The 26,139-nt window shown below is 65.0% G+C and carries 21 protein-coding genes; 15 read left to right on the top strand and 6 right to left on the bottom strand.

Translation table 11 applies throughout. The features are described 5' to 3' along the window. Positions 1-35: 35 nt before the first annotated feature. Entirely contained in the window at positions 36-1,013 is a 978-nt protein-coding gene (locus A3AC_RS0109980; protein WP_025598666.1) for a LysR family transcriptional regulator, read from the bottom strand. 116 nt (positions 1,014-1,129) lie between these two features. On the opposite strand from A3AC_RS0109980, the gene A3AC_RS0109975 reads away from it, so the two are divergent. From A3AC_RS0109975 to A3AC_RS0109935, 8 genes are all read left to right on the top strand, one after another. Beyond that, positions 1,130-2,236: a YeiH family protein gene (locus A3AC_RS0109975; protein WP_025598665.1), complete on the top strand. Its 1,107-nt coding sequence runs from the start codon at positions 1,130-1,132 to the stop codon at positions 2,234-2,236. Between the two features lie 204 nt (positions 2,237-2,440). Next, on the top strand, positions 2,441-3,178 hold the full coding sequence (locus tag A3AC_RS0109970; protein ID WP_025598664.1) for a glutathione S-transferase: 738 nt from the start codon (positions 2,441-2,443) through the stop codon (positions 3,176-3,178). 112 nt (positions 3,179-3,290) lie between these two features. Further along, positions 3,291-5,024 carry a ClcB-like voltage-gated chloride channel protein gene (locus tag A3AC_RS0109965; RefSeq protein ID WP_025598663.1) on the top strand — a complete coding sequence of 578 codons (1,734 nt, stop codon included), beginning with the start codon at positions 3,291-3,293 and terminating at the stop codon, positions 5,022-5,024. 160 nt (positions 5,025-5,184) lie between these two features. After that, positions 5,185-6,522, top strand: coding sequence for a C45 family autoproteolytic acyltransferase/hydolase (locus A3AC_RS0109960; RefSeq protein WP_025598662.1), 1,338 nt, complete (start codon positions 5,185-5,187; stop codon positions 6,520-6,522). 285 nt (positions 6,523-6,807) lie between these two features. Next, a complete protein-coding gene (locus tag A3AC_RS0109950; RefSeq protein ID WP_025598661.1) occupies positions 6,808-7,062 on the top strand; it encodes a hypothetical protein in 255 nt (84 codons plus the stop codon). 172 nt (positions 7,063-7,234) lie between these two features. Beyond that, on the top strand, positions 7,235-7,465 hold the full coding sequence (locus tag A3AC_RS0109945) for a DUF2795 domain-containing protein (protein WP_025598660.1): 231 nt from the start codon (positions 7,235-7,237) through the stop codon (positions 7,463-7,465). Positions 7,466-7,479: 14 nt separating this feature from the next. Continuing rightward, positions 7,480-8,385, top strand: coding sequence for an AraC family transcriptional regulator (locus A3AC_RS0109940; RefSeq protein ID WP_084515432.1), 906 nt, complete (start codon positions 7,480-7,482; stop codon positions 8,383-8,385). Positions 8,386-8,563: 178 nt separating this feature from the next. Beyond that, positions 8,564-8,953, top strand: a complete 390-nt coding sequence (locus tag A3AC_RS0109935; RefSeq protein ID WP_025598658.1) for a cupin domain-containing protein — start codon at positions 8,564-8,566, stop codon at positions 8,951-8,953. A gap of 13 nt (positions 8,954-8,966) precedes the next feature. On the opposite strand, the gene A3AC_RS0109930 is transcribed toward A3AC_RS0109935, so the two are convergent. Next, positions 8,967-9,974 (bottom strand): LysR family transcriptional regulator, encoded by a 1,008-nt coding sequence (locus tag A3AC_RS0109930; RefSeq protein WP_025598657.1) that lies wholly within the window; start codon positions 9,972-9,974, stop codon positions 8,967-8,969. Between the two features lie 273 nt (positions 9,975-10,247). On the opposite strand from A3AC_RS0109930, the gene A3AC_RS0109925 reads away from it, so the two are divergent. Further along, positions 10,248-10,460: a hypothetical protein gene (locus A3AC_RS0109925; RefSeq protein ID WP_025598656.1), complete on the top strand. Its 213-nt coding sequence runs from the start codon at positions 10,248-10,250 to the stop codon at positions 10,458-10,460. Positions 10,461-10,572: 112 nt separating this feature from the next. Here the strand turns inward: A3AC_RS0109925 and A3AC_RS0109920 are convergent, their stop codons facing one another. Continuing rightward, complete coding sequence (locus A3AC_RS0109920; RefSeq protein WP_025598654.1) at positions 10,573-11,190, bottom strand: TetR/AcrR family transcriptional regulator; 618 nt, start codon at positions 11,188-11,190, stop codon at positions 10,573-10,575. A gap of 216 nt (positions 11,191-11,406) precedes the next feature. Here A3AC_RS0109920 and A3AC_RS0109915 point away from each other — a divergent pair, with 216 nt between their 5' ends. Genes A3AC_RS0109915 through A3AC_RS0109905 form a run of 3 tightly spaced genes read left to right on the top strand, consistent with a single transcriptional unit; the run spans position 11,407 to position 17,239 of the window. Next, the gene (locus A3AC_RS0109915) at positions 11,407-12,570 is read left to right on the top strand and encodes an efflux RND transporter periplasmic adaptor subunit (protein WP_025598652.1); all 1,164 of its coding nucleotides are present in this window, start codon (positions 11,407-11,409) and stop codon (positions 12,568-12,570) included. Continuing rightward, a complete protein-coding gene (locus A3AC_RS0109910; RefSeq protein WP_025598651.1) occupies positions 12,567-15,695 on the top strand; it encodes an efflux RND transporter permease subunit in 3,129 nt (1,042 codons plus the stop codon). The genes A3AC_RS0109915 and A3AC_RS0109910 overlap by 4 nt, the downstream gene beginning before the upstream one ends. A gap of 2 nt (positions 15,696-15,697) precedes the next feature. Then, positions 15,698-17,239 carry an efflux transporter outer membrane subunit gene (locus A3AC_RS0109905; RefSeq protein WP_025598649.1) on the top strand — a complete coding sequence of 514 codons (1,542 nt, stop codon included), beginning with the start codon at positions 15,698-15,700 and terminating at the stop codon, positions 17,237-17,239. Positions 17,240-17,721: 482 nt separating this feature from the next. On the opposite strand, the gene A3AC_RS0109900 is transcribed toward A3AC_RS0109905, so the two are convergent. Further along, positions 17,722-18,600 (bottom strand): lipid A biosynthesis lauroyl acyltransferase, encoded by an 879-nt coding sequence (locus A3AC_RS0109900; RefSeq protein ID WP_025598648.1) that lies wholly within the window; start codon positions 18,598-18,600, stop codon positions 17,722-17,724. Positions 18,601-18,929: 329 nt separating this feature from the next. After that, a complete protein-coding gene (locus A3AC_RS0109895; protein ID WP_025598646.1) occupies positions 18,930-21,431 on the bottom strand; it encodes a penicillin-binding protein 1A in 2,502 nt (833 codons plus the stop codon). A gap of 507 nt (positions 21,432-21,938) precedes the next feature. Here A3AC_RS0109895 and A3AC_RS0109890 point away from each other — a divergent pair. From A3AC_RS0109890 to A3AC_RS0109875, 3 genes are all read left to right on the top strand, one after another. After that, on the top strand, positions 21,939-22,631 hold the full coding sequence (locus A3AC_RS0109890; RefSeq protein WP_025598645.1) for a plasmid mobilization protein: 693 nt from the start codon (positions 21,939-21,941) through the stop codon (positions 22,629-22,631). 447 nt (positions 22,632-23,078) lie between these two features. After that, positions 23,079-23,759, top strand: a complete 681-nt coding sequence (locus A3AC_RS0109880; protein ID WP_025598644.1) for a PspA/IM30 family protein — start codon at positions 23,079-23,081, stop codon at positions 23,757-23,759. Positions 23,760-23,916: 157 nt separating this feature from the next. Then, complete coding sequence (locus A3AC_RS0109875) at positions 23,917-25,131, top strand: tetratricopeptide repeat protein (protein ID WP_025598643.1); 1,215 nt, start codon at positions 23,917-23,919, stop codon at positions 25,129-25,131. Positions 25,132-25,237: 106 nt separating this feature from the next. Here A3AC_RS0109875 and A3AC_RS0109870 read toward each other — a convergent pair whose 3' ends face one another. Beyond that, entirely contained in the window at positions 25,238-25,927 is a 690-nt protein-coding gene (locus A3AC_RS0109870; protein ID WP_025598641.1) for a TetR family transcriptional regulator, read from the bottom strand. Between the last annotated feature and the right edge of the window lie 212 nt (positions 25,928-26,139).

The following is a 26,139-nucleotide window of genomic DNA, read 5'->3' as shown; positions in this document are numbered from 1 at the left end:
TCCGCCCGGTCTAGCTCGACTCAGCCCCGCAAAGCTTATTCACCGTCGGCCAGACACAGCGCGAGGAACTGCTTGACCGCACGTGACGGCGCGCTGGCGTGCGGCACGACGATCGACAGCCGCCGCGTCAGCGGCTCCGGACTCAGCGAAAACACACGCAGTGCGCCGTTCTCGTGCCGCATCGACATCGCCGACACAAAGCCGATGCCCATGCCCGCCCGCACCGCCTCCTTGACGCCCTCCACACCAGCAATTTCCAGCGCGACGCGCATCGGCACGCCCGCGCGGGCGAACGCGCGCTCGACGATCTGCCGCACGCCCGAGCCCGCCTCGCGCACGATCAGTGGCTCGGCGCCGAGCATCGCCAGGTCTAGCCGCGAGCCGTGCAAGCCTTGCGGGCTTTCTGCGCCTTCCGAGTCTTCCGGGCTTTCCGAGCCTTCCCGCCCTCGCGAGCCCCCAGCCCCTCCAGCGCCCCTACCCCTGGCGAGCCGATGCATACGCGGCATGATGGCCACGATCTCATCCTCGCGCCAGGCGTGGACGGCCGTGTCAGGCGGCAGATCCGTGCCCACTGGCCCCTCGATCAGCGCGATGTCGACCGAACCAAGAGCGCCGACGATGTCGGTCGTATTACCGTCGACGGTATGCAGCGTCACCTCCGGGTAGCGCCGATGAAAGTCCGCAAGCAGATAAGGCAGCAGGTAACTGGCAGGCGTGGTTGTCGCACCGATCCGCAGCGTGCCGTGCTCGAGCCCGCGCAGCGCATCGCGGTATGCATGCGCCTGGCGCCAGGTGTCGCGCAGCCGCGCAGCATATTGCGCTAACTGCTCGCCCGCCGCCGTCAGGCGCACGCCGCGCCCGTCGCGCTGATAAAGCGGCTCGCCGAATTCATCCTGAAGCTGGCGCAGTTGCCCCGACACCGCCGGCTGCGACAAATGCAATGCCACAGCGGCCCGGCTGATGTTCAGATGCTCGGCAACGGCGGCGAACGTTATAAGTTGATCCGGGGTCATCTAACGAAACTATCGGAAGTGCGGATACTTTCCATTCTAAATCACGATTTTTCATATTCATATATCTCATTTAGGATTAGACCCATTGAATCCAGTCAGTCGCCAAGGCTGCCACCATGACCACTGCCCGCCTCACCGCCACCACCGCCACCACCGCCGAAGTCTCATCCGCCCGCGGCCAGCTCAACGGCATTCTGTTCGTCGGCCTTTTCGCCGCCGCTGTCACCCGCATCGCCGACATTCCGGCAATCGCCGGGCTCGGCCTGAGCCCGCTGATCGTCGGCATCGTGGCGGGCGCTGTTTATGGCAACGCGCTGCGCGACGGCATGCCGGCAAGCTGGGCCGCCGGCGTCAACTTTTCCGCGCGCAAGCTGCTGCGCATCGCGGTCGCGTTCTTCGGACTGCGCGTGAGTCTTCAGGAAATCGCCCAAGTGGGTTTGCCGGGCCTCGCGGAATCGGTGCTGGTCGTCCTGAGCACGCTTGTGATCGGCACGTGGGCCGGCATGAAAATCATGAAACTCGACCGCGACACGGCACTTCTCACGGCGGCGGGAAGCGCCATCTGCGGCGCCGCGGCCGTGCTCGCCTTCGAGTCGACGCTGCAATCGAAGCCGCACAAAAGCGCGATGGCGGTAGGCAGCGTCGTGCTGTTCGGCACGCTCTCCATGTTCCTTTATCCGGTTCTGTTCAACGCGGGCTGGCTGCATCTCGACACGGTGGGCGCGGGGCTCTTCTTCGGCGGCACGATTCACGAGGTGGCGCAGGTGGTCGGCGCGGCGAGCAACGTGAGCCCGGAGGCAACGCATATCGCCACCATCGTCAAGATGACTCGCGTCATGCTGCTCGTGCCGGTGCTGCTCGCAGTCGGCCTGTGGGTCAACCGTGCCGCGCGCCGCGACGCGTCTTTGGCGAACTCGCAAGCAGGCGCTTCCGGTCATCAGCATCATTCCGGCAAGCTCGCGGTTCCCTGGTTCGCGCTCGGCTTTCTTGCTTGCGTGGCGATCAACTCGCTGCACGTGCTGCCGCATTCCGCCACCGCAACGCTCAACACGCTCGACACCTTCGCGCTGACCATGGCCATGACCGCGCTCGGCATAGAGACACGCATTTCGCAGATTCGCCAGGCGGGTCCGCGCGCGTTGACCACCGGCCTGATTCTGTATGTATGGCTGATCGCGGGCGGACTGGGTATCACATGGGCTGTCCAGCGCCTGTTTGGCTAGACCGCTTTTCGCTCGAACACACCCCGCCGCGTGCGGGGTTTCGTGCGTTTGGGACAGCATCCGGCGCCGCCGCGCGGCATACTGGCTGGCGTGCGAACAATGCGACCGGCGCCAGCGAGCACGAGGGGCCCGAGCAGCACCCAGCGCATCCGAAGCGCAACGCGTTCGGCACAGCGTTCCTGCAACCCGAATGAGGACAGATCGATGAGCCTGCAACTTTATTATTGGGACGGTCTGCAAGGCCGTGGCGAATTCGTCAGGCTGGCGCTTGAAGAAGCCGGCGCGGACTATATCGAAGTGGCGCGCGGCGAGCCTTCCGAAGGGCTCGGCACCGACGCGATGATGGCGGTGATGAAAAGCCGCGACGAACCGTATCCGCCCTTCGCTCCGCCATTTCTGAAAGACGGCGATCTGGTGATCTCGCAGACCGCGAACATTCTGTTTTATCTTGGGCCGCGGCTGAACCTCGCGCCCTCCGTGGAAAGCCTGCGCTACGTAGCCAACGGCCTGCAACTCACCATCGCCGACGTGGTGACCGAGGCGCACGACACGCATCACCCGCTCGCCACGAGCCTCTACTACGAAGACCAGAAAGACGCCGCAAAGGCGCGCGCGCACGACTTCATCGACAACCGCATTCCGAAGTTCATGAGGTATTTCGAGCGCGTGCTGAAACAGAATCCCGCCGGCGACAGCTTCATGGTGGGCGACTCGCTCACCTACGTCGACCTTTCCATGTTCCAGCTGATCGACGGACTGCTTTACGCCTTTCCGCGCGCCCTCAAGCGCTTTGCCGAGCACTATCCGCGGCTCGCCGCCCTGCACGCCGCGGTGAAGGAGCGGCCGAACATCGCCGCCTATCTGCAGTCGGAGCGCCGCATCGAACATAACGAGGCGTGCATCTTCAGGCACTACCCCGAACTCGACAAGGCGGCGGCTTGACCGGCACCGTCATTTCCCGCTCACGTCCGGTCGCGCGCCCGCTTGGTCCAGCGGGCGCGCGGCTGTTGCCGTGCGCTTTTTTCAACCCCTCTTCCCGCCCCGTACCGCCGACGTGCTTTCATTCCTGCTGAAGCTGCGCACCCGCGCCCAAGATCTTTTCCGTCTCTCCGACGCCCATACGATGCTGGTGTGGTCGGTGGTGGTCGGCGTCGCGGGCGCCTTTGCGACCATCGCCTTTCGCATGGGCATCGAGATGTTGCAAGTGGCCGTGTCCGGCCACTCGGGCAGCTTCGTGCAGATGGCGCGCAGCCTGCCGTGGACCGTGCGCATCTGGCTGCCGGCGGCCGGCGGGCTGATAGCCGGCTTTCTGCTGCTGGTCGCCCGGCGTCACGCGGACAAATGCAATCACGTCGACTACATGGAAGCGGTGGCGATCGGCGACGGCGTGGTGCCGGTCAAGCTGAGCCTGTGGCGCAGCGTCTCGTCGCTGTTCACGATTGCAAGCGGCGGCTCGATCGGCCGCGAAGGTCCAATGGTGCAGCTCGCCGCGCTGGCGGCCTCGCTGGTCGGACGATGGGTGCATTTCGATCCGCCGCGCCTGCGCCTGCTGGTCGCCTGCGGCGCGGCGGCCGGTATCACGTCCGCGTATAACGCGCCGATTGCCGGCGCGTTCTTCGTCACGGAGATCGTACTGGGCTCCATCGCGATGGAAAGCTTCGGGCCAGTGCTGGTCGCGGCGGTGGTCGCCAACATCACGATGCGCGAGTTCGCCGGCTACAAGCCGCCGTACGAGATGCCGGTGTTTCCGCCGGTGGCGGGCATCGAGGTGCTGCTCTTCGTCGCGCTCGGCCTGCTGTGCGGCGCGGCTGCGCCGCAATTCCTGCGGCTGCTCGACGGCTCGAAGGCCCTGTTTCGCAAGCTGCCCTTGCCGCTGCCGGCGCGGCTCGCGCTCGGCGGACTGGTGGTCGGCGTGCTGTCGGTCTGGACGCCCGAGGTGTGGGGCAACGGCTACAGCGTCGTCAATTCCGTCCTTCATTCGCCGTGGACGTGGACCGCGCTCGTCTTCGTGTTGGTGTTCAAGCTGGTGGCCACGGCGGCGACCGCGGGTTCCGGCGCCGTGGGCGGTGTGTTCACACCGACGCTGTTTGTCGGCGCGGTGGTGGGCTCACTGTTTGGCCAGGGCATGCAGGCGCTGTGGCCGCACGGAACCTCGGCGCCGTTCGCGTATGCGATGGTCGGCATGGGCGCGTTTCTGGCAGGCGCGACGCAGGCGCCGCTGATGGCGATTCTGATGATCTTCGAGATGACGCTCAGCTACCAGGTCGTGCTGCCGCTGATGCTGTCGTGCGTGGTCGCGTACTTCGTGGCGCGCGCGATCGGCAAGACGTCGATGTACGAGATCACGCTGCGCCGTAATCAGGAGGAGCTCGAGCGCACGCGCCTGCGCGCGACGCAGATGCGCGAGCTGATCCGCCCGGCGCAAACGGTCGTGCCGCCCAATGCGACCGTACACGACATGACGCGCGTGTTCCTCGAATATCCGGTGAAGTATCTGTATGTCGCGAACGAATCGGGCGCGTTTCTCGGCGTGGTCGCGCTCAAGGACATCACGTCCGATCTGCTCGAAAAACGCGATACCTCGACACGAACCGCCGCGGACTATCTGCAGCCGCATTTCGACGTGCTCACGCCCGACATGCCTCTTGGCGTCGCGTTGCAGCGCTTCATGGCGTTTCAGGGCGAGCGCCTGCCGGTTGTCGAAAGCGCCGCGCATCCGCGGCTCGCGGGCGTGGTCTATAAAACGTCGCTGCTCGATGCGTATTTCCGCATGAATCCGACGCGCTGACGGCTGCGTGGCGCGGCTCGCGGCGAGCCTGGCGCGCCCGTGCAAAGCATTGCAAATTCTCTACAATGAAGTGACGCTGCGGCCGCACGCGGGCCGCGCGGGTTACGCCCTGACGGGCGCGCCGGGGTGCGGCGGCGTCCGCCATTCGACCGGAGCGAAGATGAGCGAACCGTCCCTTGACGCCGTGCGCCGCGACCAGGCCGGCTGGATTTTCCTGCATATCGAAGGCGAGCCGTACGACCGCGGCGAACAGCACGGCCAGTTGCTCGCGGCGGAAATCCGCAACGCGATCCGCACCGCCCGCTACCTCGCCAGGTGGGACACCGGCGAAGACTTCGACACGTTCGTCGAGGCCGCCGTCGCCCAGTTCGGCAGCAAGCTCGACACCGAATTCGCCGACGAAATCCAGGGCATCGCCGACGGCGCGAAGCTGCCTTTCGCCGAAGTGCTGGCGTGGAACGGCTACATGGATCTGCTGCAAAGCTGGTGGCCGGCGCACGTGGCGCAGATGAAGCCCGGCCTCGGGCTCAAACCCTGGCGCGGCAGGCGCGGCCATCATTGCAGCGCGTTCATCGCGACCGGCCATGCGACGCACGACGGCCGCATCGTGATGGCGCACAACTCGTGGGACCGCTATGCCGCCGGCGACGCCTTCAACGTCGTGTTCGACATCGTCCCGGATCAAGGCAACCGGATCCTGATGCAAGGCCTGCCGGGCTGCATTTCCAGTCTCACCGATTTCTGGATCACGGCCGCCGGCTTGATGGTGACGGAGACCACCATCTCGAACTTCGTCGGCTACAACGCGGCCGGCGCGCCCGAGTTCTACCGCTCGCGGCGGGCGTCGCAATACGCGAACAGCATCGGCGAATGGTGCGAAATGTTCGCGATCGCGAACAACGGCGGCTATGCGAACAGCTGGCTGCTCGGCGACACCAAGACCGGGGAAATCGCGCGCTATGAATTGGGTCTGCACTATTCCGGCTTCGAAAGCACCAAGGACGGCTTTTACAGCGGCTACAACACGGCGACCGATCTGAAGATCCGCAATCAGGAATGCATCGGCGAAGGCGAGGACTATACCGACGTGCGCAAGAACGGCGCGCGGCGGCTGCGCTTCATGCAGCTCGAAGAGATGCACCGCGGCAAGATCGACGTCGAGCTAGCGAAGGCGATGATCGCCGATCACCACGACGTCTATCTCGACCGCAACGACAACCCGTGCTCGCGCACGATCTGTGGGCATCTGGAACTGGACGACGCGCGCTTCGGCGGTTCAGATCATGGGCCGTTCAATCCGTGGGGTGCGAACGACGGCAAGGTGGCCGACAGCGAGATGGCGCGCGATCTGGCGTTCAGCGCGCGCTGGGGTCATCCGTGCGGCCGGCCGTTCGACGCGCAGGCGTTCATGAAACGGCATCCGCAGTGGAACTGGCTGAACGGCTATATGCGGGACCGGCCTTCATGGCCGTGGACGCGCTTCGAAGCGCTGCGCTAGCCGTCACGGCATCAAGGAAACGCACAGGCAAACGCCTGAACATTGCTGCCCTTTTGCTGCCCTTTTGCTGCCCTTTTGCTGCCCTTTTGCTGCCATTCCCGCGCCATCATTGGCGATCTACAATGAGTAGTCTTGACGACGTGCGTTCCAGGAATTGCGCGCCGCCCGCGACGAAAGCGCGCGGCCCCGCAGCCCGGCTTCGCGCGGCTTGCGCTTTCCTTTCGACGCGGGGACGGCACAGCCCTTGCTGAATGCATAGCGCCGCATGAGCTTAGGAGGTCGGGCATGAAAACCTCGACGCTGTTGACCATGGTGACGCTGTCCGCTTCGTGCTTTGCCGCGCCGGTTCACACAGCGCAGGAAAGCACACCGGCGAACGCCCTTGCCGCCCGCGCGAACGCCGCGCCCGTCGCCCCCGCGGCGCCTGACGTGGCGGTCACGGACGAGAATCGTCCACAGCAATGGCAGCATATCGTCTTGCCGAAGTCGCGACATCCCGAGCGCGGGTTCGCGGCGCGCAATGAGCGCCTGCAGACCTGAGAGCGACGCTTGCGGCGTGGGCTTGTCTCGATCGGCCGCGATCGAGGGGCCGAGTGCGGCGAGCTCGCTTAGCTTGCAGGACCCGGTCCTGAACTATGGGATCAAAGACCGCGCGCGGCCGCCACAATTGGCCGCCACAATTCATTTCAACCGTATCCGCAGGAGCGCTTGCATGACGACATCGTCCATCCCCGGGGAATCTATCGACTTGCAGATCTCCGACGTGCTCAGCGAAGTCCGCTTCCCCGCCAACAAGGACACGCTCGTCGACGCGGCGCGCGAGGCGGGCGCGAGCAACGAGGTGTTGTCGATGCTCGACGGCCTGCCAGAACAGGACTATGCGGACGTCGATTCCGTCACGCGTTTGATCGGCGGCAATTTCGGGCCGGGCCTGAGCGCGTGAGCGGGTCCGAGCGCGTGAGCGGGCCAGCGGACGCGGCGCCGCACCGCGCGGCGTCAGCGGCAGTCCTGGCGTCGGCGCCGATGGAAAAACACGGGGTGGACTGGATCTACCGCTCGCCGCAGTCGGCGGCCATGGCCGCCACGGGCGGCATCGAGCGGATCGAAGCGTTTTTCCACGGCGCCGGCTACGCGATGCACCGCCACGACACCTACGCGATCGGGCGCACGCTCGCCGGCGTGCAGAGCTTTCGCTATCGCGGCAGCATGCGCCACAGCCTGCCCGGCGGCACGATGGTCCTCCATCCCGACGAGCCGCACGACGGCCAGGCCGGCACCGGCGAAGGTTTCCGCTATCGCATGATCTATGTCGACCCGGCGCTGTTCCAGCAGGCGCTCGGAGGCCAGCCGCTGCCGTTCGTGAAAGGCGGTTTGTCGAACGACCCGCGTCTCTTCGCCGCCACGCACAACGTGCTGCGCAGCATGGATCGCGCGATGAATCCGCTGGAACTGGACGACGGCCTCTACGAACTGGCGATGGCGCTGCACGCGGCGGCCGGCGCGCGCCCGACGCGCCGTCCGGTGGATTACGCCGCCGCGCGGCGGGCCCGTGAATATCTGCTGGCGTCGCTCGAGCGCGCGGTGACGCTCGACGAACTCGCGACCGCCGCCGGGCGCGACCGATGGAGTCTGTCGCACGACTTTCGCGCGCTCTTCGGCACGAGCCCGCACCGCTATCTGACGATGCGGCGGCTCGATCGCGTGCGTCAACTCGCGCTCGCCGGCATGCCGCTCGCCGATGCCTCCGCCGCCAGCGGCTTTGCCGACCAGAGCCACATGACGCGGCACTTCAAGCGCGCGTGGGGCGTAGCGCCCGCGCAGTGGCTCGGAATGCTCGGGATTTCGTCGCGGGGCAATCCCTAAGCGAATGGACCAGTGGGAAAACCGACGCAAAGACACAGCGCCAGGACGCCCCCCCGAAACCAGCGCAAAAATGCCCCGTCTCTCCCCAATCGCGCGCCCACAAACGTTCAAGACCCGTCCCGGCGGCACGCGCTACGCTCCTTCCCGAGACAGCCACCATCATTTGAAGGAGCACCGCATGTCCGACACTCACACAAACCAGCAGACCTACCGCGCGATCAATTTCGCCGAAAAGCTCGCGCTGTTCAACGACCAGTGGCAACCGCGCGTCATCGCGGAAATGAACGACTACCAGTTCAAGATCGTGCGAATCGAAGGCGATTTCGTGTGGCACGAGCACGCGGATACCGACGAAACCTTCATCGTGCTCGACGGCCAGTTGCGCATCGACATGCGCGACGGCTTCGTGATGCTCTCGGCGGGGGAAATGTTCGTCGTGCCGAAGGGCACGGAACACAAGCCGTTCGCCGAACGCGAGGTCAAGCTGCTGCTGATCGAGCCGCGCGGCGTGCGCAACACCGGCGAGCAAACCAGCGAACGCACCGCCATCAACGATCTCTGGATCTGACCGGCCGCCGCTTTCAGGCTGGCAAAGACGCTGCCGCGGCCGAGGCGGCGCGTGGCCGCACGGCCCGGCCCGCGGAGCCGGGCAGCGGATGCGCATGCTTCGCGTGCCGCCCGGCGCGAGCCGGCGCGATGGCGTCCGACTCGAAATGCTCGACTAGGTGATCGACGAAAGTCCGCACCTTCGCCGGCAAGTGAAGGCGGCTCGGATAAGCGATCGTGATTTCGATCTCGGGCAGAGAGTAATCGCCGAGCAGTTCGACGAGCCGCCCCGACGCCAGATCGCGGCCGATCAGATAGCTCGGCAGGATCGCGACGCCCATGCCGAGCAGTGCGAACTGCCGCAGCATTTCGCTGTTGTTCGCGGCAATCGTGTTCGCGGTTCTCACGCGGACAAGCCCTTGCGGCCCGCTGAACACGCGCTCTTCGCCGCCCTGCTCCGGCGGCCGGCTCAGGCACGGATGATCCAGCAGATCTTCGGGCCGCGCCGGCGTGCCATGCCGGGCGAGGTAAGCCGGCGTCGCGCAGACGGTCAGCTGACAGGTAGTCAGCCGCCGCGTGACGATGCTCGCGCTGCGCGCCGGGCGCCCAATCAGAATGCCGACGTCGAAGCCTTCGTCGACGAGATCCGCCTGCCGGTCCGCGAGCGTCACGTCGGGCACCACGTCGGGGTAGCGCGCGGCGTACGACTGCACTGCCGCCGCCAGGCTTTGCAGCCCGAACACCATTGGCGCGACGATCCGCAAGGTGCCGACCGGCTCATGATGGCGCGCCGCCAGCATCTGCTCGACGCCTTCGAGGTCGTCGAGTATGGGGCGCACGCGCTCCAGATACGTTGCGCCCGATTCCGTCAGCGAAAGACGGCGCGTGGTGCGATTAAGCAGACGCGTGCCGAGACGCGCCTCGAGATCCGCCACATGGCGGGTGACTACAGCGGTGGAAAGATCCAGCGAACTTGCCGCGCGCACGAAGCTGCCGAGGTCCGCCACTTTCACGAACACGCGCATGGACTGCAATTGATTCATGGGACGACTCCTGCCTCGAGATGCCGGGCCGGCGCGACGCTGCCGCCTGTATCGCCCCGCGCGGCAAGGCTCGCGCGGATTTGCCCAACAAATCGATTGTATCGATCCGACCTGTCCCAACCCTGACCCGTGCATGGCAATCGCGTCAGCTTGAGCGACGCGCGCACGCAACTGTTCCACGCATTATTGCGGAATTTGACTAGGTAGAAACCCTTAGATGCTGGTAAGATAGCGCCTCGACGAAATCGACCGCTACACCGCTAGCTGATTGCCATGCCACATCGTTTCCAGCTTCTCGAAAAAATCGCGTTTTCTCTGGTCTGCTGGTCCGCCGCAGCCTGCTCGGCCTTCATCGCTTATGAGCGCTGCCCGGATATCAAGGTCGTCCTTCATGCGGGCGAGCAAGTGCTGCGTTACAGCGGCGAATATGCGTTCGTGTGCGCGAGCCCGGTTGCCGATACCTGCACGCAAGTCACAACGAACTGATTGCGGCACTTGTGCCAAACCGCGTGAGGCGCTTCTCGCCTCACGCCGCTCACGTTCCCCGCGCTCCTCGCGCTTTTACAGCCCCTCGCGCCCTTTACGCGCTCGCGCCCGCTCAAGCGCTGCGCCCGAACACCACGCGGGAGAAGAATCCCGCCAGCACCGCTTGCGCCATTTCGCTCGGCACATTCTGCGGATCGACTGTGTAGAAAAACTGCACGCCGTCGCACAAACCCATCAGGCCCATGGCCAGCATCTCCGCCGGCAGCGGCAGCGGCGTGCCGGCCCGCTCTGAAAACTCGCGCACGTAAGCGGCCAGCTGCTCAAGCTTCTCGTGCAGGAATGCGTTGAAGCGCAGCCGGAAACGGCCGTCGCGCGCCGCGAGCAACTTCGCCTCCACCCACAGCAAAAAGCATTTGTTCTCGCGATGCAGGTTGCTGTAGTAGTGCATCACGCGCTCTTCCATCTGCTCGCGCGTGGCCGCGTCCTCGAAAATGGCCCGCAAGCCAGCCTGCATGGTCTCGTGATCGCGCCGCAGCAGTTCAAGGAACAACTCGTTCTTGCTGCGGAAATTCGAATAGAACGCGCCGCGCGTATAGCCCGCCGCCCCGGCTATGTCTTCGACACTTGCCGCGACAAAGCCCTTCTTCATAAATATCGCTTGCGCAGCATCGAGCAGACGCTGCCGTGTCTGGTCCTTGCTTTGTTCGCGTGTCAGTCGTTGCCGTTTCATGGGCGCAAGTCTAGCACTGAAAAGAATTGCAATTCATATCGACATTCAAATACAGGTGTGTATTAGAATGCGAGGCATCATTGAAAATCAGAAGCGTATGCCAGTTGCATGAACGGGCCTGCGCTGTTCGCCGGCGGCCGCTGGGGCTTGCCTGTTCATTCGCCGTTTCGTGGTGGGGTCATTGTGAAGCGTCCCGATTTATACGCATCGTCCGCGATGCGTCAGCAGTCTGGCCACGCCGCGCGGCACGGGCAGCCGCGGCATGCCGCGCTGGCGCTCGTTTTCGCCGCTGTGCTCGCGTTGAATGCATGTTCGAGGAAGGAGGCGGCCGCGCCCGAGCCGAGACCGGTCGTGGCCATCGCGGTTCACGCGGACGGCAACACCGCGCCCGTCACGTCGCTGCCCGGCGAAGTGCAGGCGCGCTACTCGACGCCGCTGTCGTTTCGCGTCGGGGGCAAGATAATCGAGCGGCGCGTGCGCCTCGGCGACGTAGTGAAAAACGGCCAGATCGTCGCGCGCCTCGATCCGGCAGACGCGCAAAAGAACGCGGCCAGCGCGCAGGCCCAGCTCGCCGCTGCCGAGCACAGCTATCGGTACGCAAAACAGCAGCTCGATCGCGATCAGGCACAAGCCAAAGAAAACCTGATCGCACCCGCGCAACTCGAGCAGACCACCAACGCGTATGCGTCGGCCGCGGCGCAACGCGACCAGGCGGCGCAGCAGGCGGCGTTGGCAAAAGACCAGCTGCAATACACCACGCTCGTGGCCGATCACGACGGCGTAGTCACTGCCGAGCAGGCCGACACTGGACAAAACGTGTCGGCGGGCCAGGCCGTGTACAACCTCGCATGGAGCGGCGAAGTCGACGTGGTCTGCGACGTGCCCGAAAGCGCACTCGCCGGACTCGCACCCGGACAGACAGCGAAGGTCACGCTCGGCGCGCTGCCGGGCCATACGTTCACGGCGCGCGTTCGCGAGCTTTCGCCCGCCGCGGATCCGCAAAGCCGCACCTACCGCGCGAAACTCACGCTCGACAACCCTGGCCCCGACGTGCGCCTCGGCATGACCGCGGACATCGCGCTGTCCGCGCGTTCGCCGTCAACGGGAAGCAGCGCCGAAGGCCAGCACGGCTTTTTCGTGTTGCCGGCCACCGCGCTCTTTCACGACGGCCCGCAGCCGGCCGTCTGGGTCGTGCGGGCGGCGGACAGCGCGCTGGAACTGCGTCGCGTCACGGTCGCGCGCTATAACGAGCGGACGATCGTCGTCAGTCAGGGCCTGAAGGACGGCGAGCACGTCGTGCTGCAAGGGGTGCACACGGTGAGCGCCGGCGAGAAAGTGCGCGCCGTCGCGCCGCTGCATCCTGAGGACTTCGCTTCATGAGCACGACGCATGAAGAGGGACGCTTCAACCTGTCCGCGTGGGCGCTGCGCCATCAGGCGCTGGTCGTCTTTCTGATCGCGCTCGCCACCGCATTCGGCATCCTTGCGTACACGCGTCTGGCGCAATCCGAAGACCCGCCGTTCACGTTCCGCGTGATGGTGATCCGCACCTTCTGGCCCGGCGCAACGGCGCGGCAGGTGCAGGAACAGGTGACGGACCGCATCGGCCGCAAGTTGCAGGAGACGCCCGCCATCGACTTCCTGCGCAGTTACTCGCGCCCTGGCGAGTCGCTGATGTTCTTCACGATGAAAGACTCGGCGCCGGTCAGCCAGGTACAGGAAACCTGGTATCAGGTGCGCAAGAAAGTCGGCGACATTGCGGCGACCTTGCCACAAGGTGTGCAAGGCCCGTTCTTCAACGACGAATTCGGCGACGTCTACACCAACATCTACACGCTCGAAGGCGACGGCTTTTCGCCCGCGCAACTGCACGATTACGCAGACCAGTTGCGCACCGTGCTGCTGCGCGTGCCCGGCGTCGCCAAGGTCGACTATTTCGGCGACCCGGACCAGCACATCTACGTCGAGATCGCCAATACGCAGCTCACGCGTCTCGGCATTTCGCCGCAGCAGCTCGGCCAGGCGATCAACGCGCAGAACGCGGTGTCGCAAGCAGGCACGCTGACCACCACCGACGACCGCGTGTTCGTGCGTCCCACCGGTCAGTTCGCGAACGTCGACGCGCTTGCCGACATGCTGATCCGCATCAACGGCCGCTCATTTCGCCTGGGCGAGATCGCCACGATCAAGCGCGGCTACGACGATCCGGCCGTCACGCAAATGCGCGCCGGCGGCAAGCCGGTGCTCGGCATCGGCGTGACGATGCAGCCAGGCGGCGACGTGATCCGTCTCGGCAAGGCGCTCGACGCGGAAATGCTGAACCTGCGCAAAGCACTGCCCGCCGGCTTGCAGCTGACCGAGGTGTCGAGCATGCCGCACGCAGTCGCGCATTCCGTCGACGACTTCCTGGAGGCCGTGGCCGAAGCCGTCGCGATCGTGCTGGTCGTGAGCCTGATCTCGCTCGGCGTGCGCACCGGCATGGTAGTGGTCATCTCGATTCCGGTCGTGCTCGCCGTCACTGCGCTGTGCATGTATCTCTTCGACATCGGGCTGCATAAGGTCTCGCTCGGCACGCTGGTGCTCGCGCTCGGCCTGCTGGTCGACGACGCGATCATCGCCGTGGAAATGATGGCGGTGAAGCTCGAGCAAGGCTGGAACCGCACGCGCGCCGCGGCGTTCGCGTACACCAGCACGGCGTTTCCGATGCTGACGGGCACGCTCGTCACCGTGTCCGGTTTCCTGCCCATCGCGTTGGCCAAGTCGAGCACCGGCGAATACACCCGCTCCATTTTCGAAGTCTCGGCCATCGCGTTGATTGCGTCGTGGCTCGCGGCGGTTGTGCTGATTCCGCTGCTCGGTTATCACCTGCTGCCCGAGCGCAAGCGCGCGGCGCATGAGGCGCACGACCACGAGCACGATATCTACGACACGCGCTTTTACACGCGTCTGCGCGGCTGGATCGGCTGGTGTATCGAGCGGCGCTTCATCGTGCTCGCCATCACGGTGGTGCTGTTCGTGCTGGCCATGGCGGGCTTTTCGCTCGTGCCGCAGCAGTTCTTTCCGAGCTCCGACCGGCCCGAACTGCTGGTAGACGTGCGCTTGCCCGAGGGCGCCTCGTTCGACGCCACGCTGCGCGAGGCGAAGCGGCTTGAAAAGGCGCTGGTGGGCCGCCCTGAGATCGATCACTCCGTTGACTTCGTCGGCAGCGGCGCGCCGCGTTTTTATCTGCCGCTGGATCAGCAACTGACGCAGCCGAACTTTGCGCAGTTCGTCATCACCGCAAAGTCCGTGAAAGACCGCGAGAAACTGGCGCAATGGCTCGAGCCCGAGTTGCGCAACCACTTCCCCGCGATCCGCACGCGCCTGTCGCGCCTCGAAAACGGACCGCCCGTCGGCTATCCGGTCCAGTTCCGCGTGAGCGGCGACGATATTGCGACGGTGCGCTCGATTGCCGAACGTGTCGCTGCGACGCTGCGCGCCGACCCCGGCACGCGCAACGTGCAGTTCGACTGGGACGAACCGGCCGAACGGTCGGTCCGCTTCGAGGTGGACCAGAAAAAGGCGCGCGAACTCGGCGTGAGCTCCGACGACATTTCGAGCTTCCTCGCGATGACGCTCTCCGGCTATACAGTCACGCAATACCGCGAGCGCGACAAGCTGATCAGCGTCGACCTGCGCGCGCCGAAGGCGGAGCGCGTGGACCCGGCGAAGCTGGTCACGCTCGCCATGCCCACACCGAACGGCGCCGTGCCGCTCGGCACGCTTGGGCGCCTGCGCAACGACCTCGAGTACGGCGTGATTTGGGAACGCGACCGCCAGCCGACCATCACCGTGCAGTCGGATGTCGCGCCGGGGGCGCAAGGCATCGACGTCACACATGCTGTGGACCGCGCGCTCGCGCCGATTCGCGCGAGCCTGCCGGTCGGCTACCGGATTCAGATCGGCGGTTCAGTGGAAGAAAGCGGCAAGGGCCAGACGTCGATCAATGCGCAAATGCCGATCATGATCATCGCCGTGCTCACGCTGCTGATGATCCAGTTGCAGAGCTTCGCACGCGTGCTGATGGTGGTGCTGACCGCGCCGCTCGGACTGATCGGCGTCGTCTTCACGCTGCTGTTGTTCGGCCAGCCGTTCGGCTTTGTCGCGATGCTCGGCGTGATCGCGATGTTCGGCATCATCATGCGTAACTCGGTGATCCTGGTCGACCAGATCGAGCAGGATATTGCCTCCGGGCACAAGCGTTTCGACGCGATTGTCGGCGCCACCGTGCGGCGCTTCCGGCCGATCACGCTGACCGCCGCGGCGGCCGTGCTCGCGCTGATTCCGCTGTTGCGCTCGAACTTTTTCGGGCCGATGGCCACGGCGCTGATGGGCGGCATCACGAGCGCGACCGTTCTCACCTTGTTCTATCTGCCGGCGCTCTACGCAATGTCGTTCCGCGTGCGCAACGACGAGCGCGAGCCGCAAACGCCGTCGGGCTCGGGCACGGCACACACGGGGAATTGAGCATGAGCCACTTCGCAGATTCCCGCTTTGTCCGCCGCGCCATGCTGCTCGCGCCGACACGCCGCGCGTGGCGCGGCGCGCTGGCCGCATCCACGTTGACGCTTGGCGCCTGTTCGTTCGGTCCGAACGGTGAGCCGCCGGCGATGCCGCAGCCCGTTCACTACGGCAGCGCGGCCCAGCCAGCGGAAACGGTCGCCGCACAAGGCGTCGGCCAGCAATTCATGGTGGGCGCGAAGCCGGTGCCCGAATGGTGGAAGCTGTATCAATCCGATGCGCTGAACGCGCTCGTCGACGAAGGGCTGCGCAATAGCCCGACGCTCGCCGCAACCGAAAAAACGCTCGCTGCCGCGCGCGAACAATTGCGCGCGCAGATCGGCAGTTCGATGCTGCCGACCATCGACGCCGGCGGCCAGGTCACGCGCAACCGCGCGCTGGCGATTCCCGAGATCGGCTCGAACACTTTCCTCTACAACATCTTTGTCGGCCAATTGCAGGCTCATTACACAATCGACCTGTTCGGCGCCGCGCGTCTTGCCGACGCCGCGCTGGCCGCGCGCGTGAACGTACAGGCATATCAACTGGATGCTGCGCGGCGCGCGCTCGCCGCCAACATCGTGAGCGCCGCGATTACGAGCGCCGCGTTGCGCGCGCAGATCGGCACAACAGAGAGGCTCGTGACGCTCGCGAACGATCAGGCTAGCGACACCGCACGGCGCTACGCGCTCGGCGCCGTTTCGCACGCCGATCAGTTGAGCGCGCAACAAAGCGCGGCGAGCCTGTCGGCGAGTCTGCCCGGGCTCAGGCAGCAATGGCAGACCACGCGCCACGCGCTCGCCGTGCTGCTCGGCCGCACGCCGGACGCCGCACCCGACGACCTCGAACTCGCAAGCTTGCATCTCCCGCAGCAGGTGCCGGTCGTGGTGCCGAGCGAACTATTGCGAGCGCGGCCCGACATTCAGGCCGCCGACGCGGCCCTGAAAGCCGCGGCCGCCGATGTCGGCGTGGCGACTGCGCAGATGTACCCGAGCCTGTCGCTGAGCGCGTCGATGGGACAAGGCGGCTTTAGCTGGCCGGTCGCGCTGTCGGGCGCGGGCGCGATCTGGAGCATCGGCGCGTCGCTTTCGCAGCCCCTCTTTCATGGCGGCGCGCTCGTGGCGCAGCGCCGCGCGGCCATGAACACATACGAGGCCACGGTGTCCCAATACAAGCAGACGGTGCTCGCCGCGTTCCAGAACGTCGCCGATACACTCGCTGCGCTCGAACACGACGCGCAGGCGCTGGACGCCGCGAATACGGCGGCGCGCTCGGCGCAAGGTATTTTCGATGAAACATCGGGGCGCTATCGGCTCGGCGCTGTTCCTATAGCGTCGGCGCGCGCTAGCGAGCAGCAGTTTCGCAATGCGCAGCTCGATGAGATCCGCTACACGAGCGCGCGGCTCGCGGATACGGCGGCGCTGTTTCAGGCGATGGGGGAACCGCCGGTGGAGGCGGGGGCAGAAGTGTCGTCGCGTGGAATTGAAGCGAAACCTGGTAATGCGAATTGATGGGCTGCGGTTTCCGGCGTGCCCGGCGGGATTCGGTCCGGCGACCGCCGCACCATCCGCATCCCTCATGCTCCCCTCGAAAGGGAAAGTGTGCTGCCCAATATGGACGGGTCGCTCGTAGCCGGTAAGGTGGAAAAGAACAAGAGATCCGTCTTCAAGTTCCGGCTCTGCAGGCGCGCTGTCCAGGTCAGTCAAAAGCCTCTCACTGTCCGCAGGCGCGAGCCGGGACGCGATTCCACGAATAAACGCTTTTTCGTTTTCAGTTAGCTCACGAAGCGTCAACGCACCACAAAAATACTTCCAATACACCGGCACAAGCCCAGGCTCCTGCACGAACCGCAAGTGCCACTGTTTTCACGCCGCGAACAGGAAACGCGAGTGATGACCAAAGGCGTGCCATTGCTGATAACCGATGAGGATGACACGAAACTGATTACCACGCCCAAGTACGTGAGCGCGCCAAGGTGCCGCACCGCGCCGCCTCAATAAACCCCCGCCTCCCCCTCAGGCCGGTTCTTGAAGCGCTTATGCACCCAATAATATTGATCAGGAATCCGACGTACCTGCGTCTCGAGAAACGCAGTGATGCGCCGCGCATCCGCCGTCACATCGTTCGATGGAAAATCGGCTAGCGGCTCGAAGATGCTCAGCTTGTATCCGCGGTAATCCGGCAGCACCTCGGTTACGAACGGCACGACCCGCGCATTGGCCGCCCGCGCCATCCGCGAAACCGAGGTCAGCGTGCAGGCCGGCACGCCGAAAAACGGCACGAAAACGGAGTCTCGCAGACCGAAATCCATGTCGGCCGCGAGCATGACCGGCGTGCCCTCTCTCAACGCACGCAACGCGCGCCGCACGCTGTCGCTGCGTGGAATCATCTCGGTGCCGAAGCGTCCGCGCTGCCGCCTCGCCATCGCATCGAGCAACAGGTTCGACATGGGCGTATAGAGCGATACCACTGGATGCCTCGTCGAGTACATCATGCAGCCGGCCTCGATGCCGACAAAATGGAAGCCGACGAAGATCGTCGGTTGTGCATGCACATCGGCGAGGTCGATCGCGCTTTCCACTTCTACAAGACGTGCAAGCGCTTGCGCATTGCCGAACCATTGCGGCCCGCGCTCGACGTAGCTGCGAATCACGTGACAGAAATGAGCGCGCGCCAGACGCTCGCGCGCTTCGTCGCTCATGTCCGGAAAACACAATTGGAGGTTGGTGTGCACCACCCGCCGGCGCGTGCTCGGAATCCGGTACAGCAACGCGCCGATGCCGGTGCCGATCCGCGCGACGAGCCCGTAGGGCAACCATGCGAAAGCGCGTAGCAGCCCCGTCATCAGGCAGATGAGAATTCGACTTTTCAATGCGGGAACCCGGTGGATGCTGGAGGCGGAATAGACCGGGTGCCGCGGCCTCTTTGCCGCCGGCGTTGGCCTGGCATGTGCGCGCGTCCAACCGGGCTGCGGACGCGCTTAGGGGATAGTGACGTCTTGCTCGCCGCAAGACGCGAGCCATGCGAGAGATGGAAACGAGCTAACGCATCCAACGTCCTGACGGACCCCGATTAAGCACGGCAGGCGTGATTAAAACACAGTGCGAATGCCGCACGCAGAATCTCTGGAGCGACCGACAGATTGCCGCCCTTACAGACGAATGCGCGTGCAACCGACAGGCGCTGCACGCGGTCCCGCAATCAGGGCTTATTCGACTCGAACAGATCCATGATCTGCTTCTTCTCATTCGACGACACGCTCGGCGGCGGCACCGTCGGCGGCGTCATGCCGGCAGGCCCGACGCCGCCCACCGCATCGTTCACACCCGCGGTCGGATTCGCCGAATCCAGCCCGATGCTCGCGACAAACCCATTGCCCGGCGTCATGTCCGTATAGAACAGTTCACCGTCGACGGTCGTCACGCCGTCAGGCTGCGCCGGCTCGCTTTGCGGCACGCCGCGCAACGCGCGCTGCATGTACTCGACCCAGATCGGCAGCGCGAGCTGCGCGCCGAATTCGCGGCTGCCGAGCGTCTTCGGCTGGTCGTAACCCATCCACGCGACCGCCACGAGCGACTGCTGATAACCGGCGAACCAGCCGTCTTTCGCGTCGTTGGTGGTACCGGTCTTGCCCTGCAGGTCCGAGCGATGCAGCACGTTGGTGCCCGCGCCGGTGCCGGCCGTCGCGACCGAATGCAGCAGGCTGTTCATGATGTACGCGTTGCGCGGCTCGAGCGTGCGCGGCGCGTCGCGGCCCGCGGTGAGCGGCTGCGCCCTGGAAAGCGGCTCGCCGCGCGCGTCGGTCACCTCGCTGATCAGATACGGGTTGATGCGATAGCCGCCGTTCGCGAACACCGAATACGCGCCCGCCGACTGCAACGGCGTGACGAGCCCCGCGCCAAGCGCCATCGGCAGATACGGCGGGGTCTTGTCGGCGTCGAAACCGAAGCGCTGCGTGACGAAGTCCTGTGCGTACTTCGTGCCGATATACGACAGGATGCGAATCGACACGAGGTTCTTCGACTTCTGCAACGCGAGACGCATCGGCATCGGGCCGTCCGGCTGGTCGTCGTCCTTCGGCTCCCACGCGTCGCCGCCAGGCGTGCTCGACGGGAAATAGAGCGGCGCGTCGTTGATGATCGTGGCCGGTCCGAGCCCCTTGTCGAGCGCCGCCGAATAGATGAACGGCTTGAAGCTGGAACCGGGCTGACGCCATGCCTGCGTCACGTGATTGAACTTGTTCTTGTTGAAGTCGAAGCCGCCCACCAGCGCGCGAATCGCGCCGTCCTGCGGCGTGAGCGACACGAGCGCGCCTTCCACTTGCGGAAGCTGCGTGATCTGCCAGTTGCCTTTGTCGTCGCTCATCACGCGCACGATCGAGCCCGGCTTGATCTTCGTCGCCGCCGCCGCGCGCGCGCTCAGCGCACTCGCTACAAACCGCAGCCCCTCGCCGCTGACCGTCACCTGCGTGCCGTCGACCAGTTGCGCCTTCACCTGCTTCGGACCCGCGTCCGTGACCACCGCAGCAATGATCTCGCCATTGTCCGGATGATCGGTGAGCGCGTCGTCGATAGCCTGATCGCGGTCGTCGCCAGGCGCCGGCAGTTGCACGAAACCTTCCGGCCCGCGATAACCGTGGCGCCGTTCGTAATCCATCACGCCCTTGCGCACTGCGCGATACGCGGCGTCCTGATCCGCCGAATCGATCGTGGTCGTCACATTCAGGCCGCGCGTGTACGTCTCGTCCTTGTATTGCGCGTACATCATCTGGCGAACCATTTCGGCGATGTACTCCGCGTGCACGCTGTACTCGTTGCCCGGATTGCGCGTGTGAATCTCTTCCTTCACCGCCTGATCGTACTGCTCCTGGCTGATGTAGCGGAGCTCGAGCATGCGCCTCAGAATGTATTCCTGACGAATCTTCGCGCGCTTCGGATTCACCACCGGGTTGTACGCGGACGGCGCTTTTGGCAGGCCCGCGAGCATCGCGGCCTGGGCCAGCGTGATGTCTTTCAGATCCTTGCCGAAGTACACGCGCGCGGCCGCCGCGAAACCATAAGCGCGCTCGCCCAGATAGATCTGGTTCATGTACAGCTCGAGAATCTGGTCTTTCGTCAGCGCGCGTTCGATCTTGTACGCCAGCAACATTTCGTAGATCTTGCGCGTGTAGGTCTTCTCACTCGACAGGAAAAAGTTGCGCGCGACCTGCATCGTGATCGTGCTCGCGCCCTGCGAGGCGCCGCCGTGCGCGAGGTCCGCGAAACCCGCGCGCAGAATACCGACAAAGTCGACGCCGCCATGCTCGTAGAAGCGGTAGTCCTCGATGGCGAGCACCGCTTTTTTCATCTGGTCGGGAATGTCCTGAAAGCGCACGAGGCTGCGCCGTTCCTCGCCGAATTCGCCGATCAGCACGTGGTCCGCCGTGTAGACGCGCAGCGGCACCTTCGGGCGATAGTCGGTGAGCGCCTCGAGCGAAGGCAGTTGCGGCCCCATTACGACGAGCGCATAGCCGACAATCAGCGCGCCCACCACCGCGACGATCGCAACGAGGCTCGCAAACCAGATCGCGATGGTCGCGCCGACGGAGCGGCCGGCTTCGTCGGCGTCGCGCGAAGCGGCGTTGCGTCCCTGGGTGCGGCGGTAGGAGTCCCGGTCTTGACCGGCGGGAGAATGCGAAGAATGCGGTGGTTTGATGATTGGCATGACTGGAATAGTGGGCGCGTGACTCAACCGCTCGACTCAACAGCGTGAGTCAACGCCCTGAGTCACCGCCTTGTTCTCGCGCATGAGACGCGGATGAATACTGAGCGGGCGTTGTCCGGAACGCAAACCGCCGCGCGACCCTTTGCCCCCGGCGAGTCGCCACGGCGCAGCCAGGACAGTATCCGGCGCAACGTAACAGCGCATTTTAAAGAAATCAAGCGGCGCCCAACGCAGTTTTTTTGTAAGAGTTCCCTTCGCGCAAAGCCTCGCGGCGCGCGCGTGGGTAGTTTCGGCAAGCTTTCGATGCGCTTGCGCACACTGCCGGAGTTATCAACAGAAAATGTTGAAAGGCCTGTGGACAAGCCCACAAAAAACGCGACAAGCCGTTGATGTCACGGCATTTTCACGACGCGCCCGTTTCCCATCGGCGCAACTCGTCATATGATGGATTGGGCGCACGCCGATGCGCGCCGCGAAGCGCCACGCCAACAAGTATGCGAGCCGATCATGACAAAGCCCAGCGAACGCATCGTCGTATTCGTCACGCCCGCGCAGAAACGCGCGATTGCCGCTGCAGCCGACCAGCTAGGCGTCAGCGTCAGCGAGCTCATGCGGCGCGCCGTGCTGAGTTTCGACGCGACGGGCGAGCAGGTAAAAGCGGCGAGCATCGTCGACCGGCTCAATGCGCCGCGCGCGCCCGATGCCCTCGACGCGGCGCTGCAGCGCGTCGCGAAAGATACGGCGCGTGAGCGCGCAGCGCTGCCCGCAGCGCTGCGAACGCGCGCGGGCGGCGAGGTGAACGGGCTTGCCGATGCCACTGTCAATGCCAATGCCAATGCCGATGCCAATGCGGACGGAGCGCCATTAACTGCGGCGAGCCGCGCGGCGCGCCAGTCGACGGTGCCGTCCGGCAAAACGCCGGCCGACAGCATGCCGGCCGCTTCGGCACCTGCCCCGCTGCTGCCCGCGGATGTGCTTGCCGCGCTTACCACTGAAGTGGATCCCGACGCTGTCGCGACCGCCGAGGCCGTCGCGCGAATCGCCGCAGCCCGCGCGGCCGCGAGCGACAATCCACAGCCCGCTGCGGTAAGCACGCAGACGCACGTGAAGAGCGTATTCAAGCGCCCTCGCCTCGACACCGCACGCGACGACGATGACCCGCAAGGCGACCTCGGCACCGAGGGCGGCCGCTTCGCATAGCGATAGGCAACAGGCAGCAGGCAAAGCCGATCGGCAAGCCCAATCAATGCGCGAGGCCGATGAGCGAGGCGCAGCCGCATGCGTCGTCCGGCCATTCGCACGCTCTTGCATTCCGCGCAATTCACGCCGGCGACACTCGCCGCTCTCACACTGGGCGTGCTCGCGCATCGCGCCCTTTAAGCGCATTTTAAGAGAGCCCGTGGTGTAATATCCGCGAGCTGCTGAAGGGACTGTCCAGCGTATTCATCGTTGCAGACTTCCCCACTTCGTCACGCGCTGCATGAACGAACCGGACAATTTGCGCTCGTGCTATTGCATTCGGCGCGCGCGCCCCGACCTCCGGTCCGAACGCTGCGCGGCTCGTCGCGTGGCGGCGTAAAGTAGCAATGGCAAGCAGTTGGATGCGCGGGAATTATTCAGCGCCGACACCATTCTTTGGAGGTTTTCATGTCGCTTTTTGACAGCATTTCGCGCACGCTAAAAGGTCTCCTGAACGACGCGGCCGACTCCGTGCAAGACCCGTCGCGCGACTCGCGCCAGATCGTGCGCGAACTCGACGAGAGCATCGGCAAGGCCGAAAATTCGTTGATCGAAATTCAGGCGCAGGTGGCCACACAGCAAAGCAAGCGCGACGTTGCCGCCGACAAGGCGAAGAAATACGAAGACGGCGCGAAACGTGCGCTGCAAGCCGGCGACGAAGCGCTCGCGCGTCAAGCGCTCGGCGCACAAGCCACGGCCGAGGCCGAACGCGATGCGCTGACGAAGGAACTCGCCACGCTCGAGCCGTCGGTTGCGCAATTGAAGAGCCAGATCGAGGACATGCGGGCCCGTCGCAACGACCTCAACGCGCGCTCCAACATTCTGCAAGCGAAGCAGCAGATCGCCGAAGCTAAAGACGTGGCGGCAACTGCGCTCGGCGGCATCGGCGGGAAGAATCTCTCTGAGGACTTCCAGAAGCTCGAGGACAAGGTCGCGCTTTCGAATGCACGCTCGGACGCACGCCTGAATTCCGCGGACGTCAAAAGCGGCAAGGCGCTCGACGACAAGCTCGCGGATCTGAACCGCGGCCCGTCGGTCGAAGACCGTCTGGAAGCATTGAAAAAGCAGCTCAATACGCCGGCCCAGTAGTTGCGTCAGGCATGCATGACGGCGAGCCGGTGATGATGGACATGCTGCGGCAGCGTCCAGCTCATCGGCCCCCCGGATCGCCGGATGGCCGGATCGCCGGATCGCCGGACCGCCGCAATCGACTGAAGGAGACGGGCGCGTCGCGCCCGGTCCGCAAATGAAAAAACTTATCGCAAGCGCATTGGTCTCGCTGATGCTCGTTTCGACGGCGGCGTTTGCCGTACCCACGGTCCAGCAGATCGAATCCGCGATGTCGCAAGGCAACTGGCAGCAGGCCGACGCCGGCTTGTCCGAAGTGCTGCAGGCGCATCCGAACAATGCGCGCGCGCACTACCTGTACAGCCAGGTGCTCGACCGCGAAGGCCGCTATGGCGACGCGCTCGCCCAGCTTCAACAGGCGAGGACGCTCGACCCGCAAATCCGTTTTACCGACCCCACGCGCTTCGCCCAAACCGAAGCGCGCATTCGCCGGGACGCCGAACGCTCGGGCAATGCCGGAGCCAGATCGACGAGCCGTGCCGACAACCCGTTCGCCCAGCAGAACGCACCGGCCGTGCAGCAACCATCCGCAATCGTCCCGCGCGCGGCTGAGCGCCACGGTCCGGGCATCGGCATGTGGGTCGGCATTCTCATTCTCGTGGGCGTGATCGCGCTGGTGTTGCGCTGGACCTTGCGGCGTGCCCGCAAGCAGGACGACACTCGCGCCGACGACGAGCGTCGCGTGCAGCTCAAACGCGCGACGGAATTGCTCAACACCGTGCGTTCGCTGAAACTCGACGTGAAGCTCTCCACGGCGCCGGGCCACGAGGCGCTGGAAAAGGAAGTGGAAGCCACCGAAGACCAGTTGCGCACGCTTGTCGAAGCGTTGTCGAACAGCAAGAATCCGGTCCCGCCGTATCAGCTCGATGAACTCGAACAGCGCATTGGCAGTTTGCGCGCGCGTGCCGAAGGCCGGGCCGACCCGAACGCGGCGTCCGCGGCCGGCAGCGAGCAGTCGCCCTATGCACGCGAAGCCGAGCGCTTCGGCAATCCGCCGCAAGCGCCTTACCCGCAGCAAGGACCGTATCAGCAGCAGCCACCCGTCGTCGTGCAGCAAGGCGGCGGTTTCGGCGGCGGCATGGGCGGGCTGCTGACTGGCGTGCTGCTTGGCGAAGCGCTGAACTCCGGACGCGAGCGCGTAGTGGAGCGCGACGTGATCGTCGACGATGAAGCGCGCCGGCGCGGTAACGGTGGCGACAATGGCGGCGATAATGGTGGCAACAGCGGCGGCGGCCTCGACTTCGGCCAGGGCTCGAACGACTGGAGCGACAACAGCGGCGGCATCGACATGGGCAGCAACGACGATTCCGGCGGCTGGAGCGACGACACCTGAGTTCTTGCAGCTTGCGTGCAAGTCACGGCATAAACCGCATTCGCATCGACATGAAACAGGCTCCTTCGCGGAGCCTGTTTCGTTTTCAACTGCGTGTCCCGCCGCTTCACGCCCGCCGCGATACAGACGCCCGCTCTTCCTGATGTTGCGCGAGCAGCACCGAGCCCGCAAACAGCCTCACGATGAAACGCTCCGCATAGGCGACGAGCGCCTCACGCCGCGCGGCGCCGGCATCGAGATACTCGGCGGAAAGATGAAACAGTTGCAGCACAACCTGCGTGCATACTTCATCGACCACATCGCGCGCGAGTGTCGGCATGAGCTGCAATTGCACGACGTCATCCGCCATTTCCGCCGACACCGCGTGAAGCGTCGCGCGCACAGCTTCGCGCAACGCCGGCGACGTGCCGTGATATTCCGCTAACGCGCTCAGAAACGCCTCGCGGTTTTCCAGCGCAAACATGAAGAACGCGACGCATGCGCGCCTCGGCACGCTGTGCGGTTCGTCGTGCGCGGCAAGCCAGCGCTCGCGGCGCAGCATGGGCCGCAAGCGGCGGCTGACCGATTCGACGGCCTCGCGCGCGAGATCGTCGAGCGTGTCGAAATGACGATAGAACGTGTTCGGATTCAGCCCCGCTTCGCGCGCGAGTTCGCGCAGACCGAGGCTGGCGAAGCTGCGTCCGCCCGCGGTCAGGCGTAGCGCGGCGTCAATCAGTTTGCGCTTGCCGGCGGGCAATTCCTGCGCGGCCGCGCTGTCGTTATGCGATTGCGGCGCCGCTTCCAATAGGGATTTCATGGCCTTGATGGTGGGCTTTGAATCACCGCGCGGGGCGCGCGTTTAATAGGCGTACTCTAAACGATCTTGACGCGAGGTGTACAGTTGTCTACCCTGCGCGTTACGTTCGAGCGGCCACCGTCGACGGACATGCCGCTGGCTGCCGCGCGGGCCGGAGCATACAAAGCCAGCACACGAAGGCCACGCACAAAGACAGCGCACAAACATTTCCT

The sequence above is a fragment of the Burkholderia sp. WSM2230 genome (genome assembly GCF_000472445.1).
In the GTDB taxonomy this organism is placed as follows: domain Bacteria; phylum Pseudomonadota; class Gammaproteobacteria; order Burkholderiales; family Burkholderiaceae; genus Paraburkholderia.
The sequence above is the reverse complement of the archived record's forward strand: the minus strand, read 5'-3'. Positions and strand labels throughout refer to the sequence as shown.

Bases quoted from the DNA above. Each gene is read 5' to 3' on its own strand.
- A3AC_RS0109980 (WP_025598666.1), bottom strand. From the start codon at position 1,013: ATGACCCCGGATCAACTTATAACGTTCGCCGCCGTTGCCGAGCATCTG.
- A3AC_RS0109975 (WP_025598665.1), top strand. From the start codon at position 1,130: ATGACCACTGCCCGCCTCACCGCCACCACCGCCACCACCGCCGAAGTC.
- A3AC_RS0109970 (WP_025598664.1), top strand. From the start codon at position 2,441: ATGAGCCTGCAACTTTATTATTGGGACGGTCTGCAAGGCCGTGGCGAA.
- A3AC_RS0109960 (WP_025598662.1), top strand. From the start codon at position 5,185: ATGAGCGAACCGTCCCTTGACGCCGTGCGCCGCGACCAGGCCGGCTGG.
- A3AC_RS0109950 (WP_025598661.1), top strand. From the start codon at position 6,808: ATGAAAACCTCGACGCTGTTGACCATGGTGACGCTGTCCGCTTCGTGC.
- A3AC_RS0109945 (WP_025598660.1), top strand. From the start codon at position 7,235: ATGACGACATCGTCCATCCCCGGGGAATCTATCGACTTGCAGATCTCC.
- A3AC_RS0109935 (WP_025598658.1), top strand. From the start codon at position 8,564: ATGTCCGACACTCACACAAACCAGCAGACCTACCGCGCGATCAATTTC.
- A3AC_RS0109930 (WP_025598657.1), bottom strand. From the start codon at position 9,974: ATGAATCAATTGCAGTCCATGCGCGTGTTCGTGAAAGTGGCGGACCTC.
- A3AC_RS0109925 (WP_025598656.1), top strand. From the start codon at position 10,248: ATGCCACATCGTTTCCAGCTTCTCGAAAAAATCGCGTTTTCTCTGGTC.
- A3AC_RS0109920 (WP_025598654.1), bottom strand. From the start codon at position 11,190: ATGAAACGGCAACGACTGACACGCGAACAAAGCAAGGACCAGACACGG.
- A3AC_RS0109915 (WP_025598652.1), top strand. From the start codon at position 11,407: ATGCGTCAGCAGTCTGGCCACGCCGCGCGGCACGGGCAGCCGCGGCAT.
- A3AC_RS0109910 (WP_025598651.1), top strand. From the start codon at position 12,567: ATGAGCACGACGCATGAAGAGGGACGCTTCAACCTGTCCGCGTGGGCG.
- A3AC_RS0109905 (WP_025598649.1), top strand. From the start codon at position 15,698: ATGAGCCACTTCGCAGATTCCCGCTTTGTCCGCCGCGCCATGCTGCTC.
- A3AC_RS0109895 (WP_025598646.1), bottom strand. From the start codon at position 21,431: ATGCCAATCATCAAACCACCGCATTCTTCGCATTCTCCCGCCGGTCAA.
- A3AC_RS0109890 (WP_025598645.1), top strand. From the start codon at position 21,939: ATGACAAAGCCCAGCGAACGCATCGTCGTATTCGTCACGCCCGCGCAG.
- A3AC_RS0109880 (WP_025598644.1), top strand. From the start codon at position 23,079: ATGTCGCTTTTTGACAGCATTTCGCGCACGCTAAAAGGTCTCCTGAAC.
- A3AC_RS0109875 (WP_025598643.1), top strand. From the start codon at position 23,917: ATGAAAAAACTTATCGCAAGCGCATTGGTCTCGCTGATGCTCGTTTCG.
- A3AC_RS0109870 (WP_025598641.1), bottom strand. From the start codon at position 25,927: ATGAAATCCCTATTGGAAGCGGCGCCGCAATCGCATAACGACAGCGCG.